Origin of the sequence: Candidatus Thiosymbion oneisti (assembly GCF_900092655.1) — a bacterium.
Taxonomy (GTDB): Bacteria; Pseudomonadota; Gammaproteobacteria; order Chromatiales; family Chromatiaceae; genus Thiosymbion; species Thiosymbion oneisti.
Genome location: NZ_FLUY01000868.1, coordinates 1 through 1,674, shown reverse-complemented (window position 1 = coordinate 1,674; position 1,674 = coordinate 1). Strand labels below are relative to the sequence as shown.

Annotated in this window: 1 protein-coding gene; it reads left to right on the top strand. The window is 58.7% G+C overall.

Going from position 1 to position 1,674, the window contains the following annotated elements; all coding sequences use genetic code 11:
• Window positions 1-348: 348 nt before the first annotated feature.
• Complete coding sequence (locus BQ17_RS09195) at window positions 349-984, top strand: YbhB/YbcL family Raf kinase inhibitor-like protein (RefSeq protein ID WP_089726372.1); 636 nt, start codon at window positions 349-351, stop codon at window positions 982-984.
• The last annotated feature ends 690 nt before the right edge of the window (window positions 985-1,674 follow it).

Here is a 1,674-nt window from a genome sequence, read left to right as displayed (position 1 = left end):
AACCCTCTCCCGGCGGGAGAGGGGGCATAGCGGCCAGTGCTGTTGGTCATGTTATAACTTAGATATTAACCACTACCAAAAGGCAATCTTTAAAGATTTATCACCACCAAATTTGCGTCTATTTGCGTTCATTTGCGGCAAAAATAAGCCCGTGTAGGTCGGGTAAGGCGCGCCTGCCGTGAAGTTGCATTGGCCGTGGTGATCGGCGCGCCGTCACCCGACACCGGGTGGCCACCGTGTCGGGTTGCGGCCATCCCTGGCCTTACCCGACCTACGGCCTCATCACAGGCGGGTGAGCTATTGGTGGGCACAGCCCACCCTACTGATAACTGATATAGGAAAAACGCCATGCAGCTCAGCTCCGACTCCATCACCGACGGCCAACCCATCCCGGCCGAGTTCGCCTTCTGTGTGCCCGACCCGGAGGCCCATGTCCGCCTGGGGGCAAATCGCAATCCGCACCTGGCCTGGTCCGAGCTCCCCCCCGGCACCCGATCCCTGGTGCTCATCTGTCACGACTCGGACGCACCCAGCCGCGGCGACGACGTGAATCAGGAGGGACGCCAGATACCGGCGGAGCTGCCGCGGGTGGATTTCACCCACTGGGTGCTGGTGGATCTGAGGCCGGACCGCAACGGCATCGCCGCGGGCGAGTTCTGCTCCCAGGTGACCGCCCGCGGCAAGCCGGGACCGGAAGGGCCCGACGGTATCCGGCATGGCATCAACAGCTACACCGACTGGTTCGCCGGCGATGAGGAGATGGCCGGCGACTATTACGGCTACGACGGCCCCTGCCCGCCCTGGAACGACTCCATCGTCCATCACTATCACTTCACCCTCTATGCCCTGGATCTCCTGCGCTGCCCCGTGGCAGGACGCTTCGACCGCGACCAAACACGCGCCGCCATCCGGGGCCATGTGTTGGCCCAGGCGACCATCGTCGGGACCTACGGCGTCAATCCCAAGGTCAGCCGGTCGGGTTAGGCACACATTCCAGTGCTCGGTGATACCGAGTAACATCGGTTTTGCCGCGAATGAACGCAAATCGGTCGCAATCGGCTTGTCATCATCGGGCAGTGGCTCAGTTTGAAAAATTTATGTTTGGCCGCTCATTTTCCGGCCCATTTAACGCCAGGACGCAATGGCGCCAAGACGCAAAGATTCTTTTTCTTTCTTGGCGTCCTGGCGTCCTGGCGTTTTTTCGCAATTTCCGATTTTTCGCAAACTGATCCACTACCCATCATCGACAGTCCTTGACCCGGTTGCGTTGATTTGCGGCTAAATTCGCCTCACGCAGACGGGCCGCGCCGGCGGCCAAGCCCGTAGGGCTGGAGCCTGGGAGCCAGATGAGAAAACGACGAAGCGCGCGAATCGGCGCGAATCCATTCGTGAGGATGCGCGTGATTCGTCGTTTTTTTCTTACTTTGCCGACCGGTAATGCTTAACTTAATGACATTGCACTAGTACCCCGTTTCACATGATTTTGTGGTAGGGAACGCCCTCCGTGGCGTTCCGAACAGCCTGCGGAACGGCACGGAGGCCGTCCCCTACAAATGCAAAATGGAGTGAAACGGTGTACTAGAGCGTGTTGACATTTAGCTTATCCTATCCGTCCAGGTTAGCGGAAAACCACGAATTCACACGAATCAACACGAATTAGTGTGGATTCGTGTC

Bases quoted from the DNA above. Each gene is read 5' to 3' on its own strand.
- BQ17_RS09195 (WP_089726372.1), top strand. From the start codon at position 349: ATGCAGCTCAGCTCCGACTCCATCACCGACGGCCAACCCATCCCGGCC.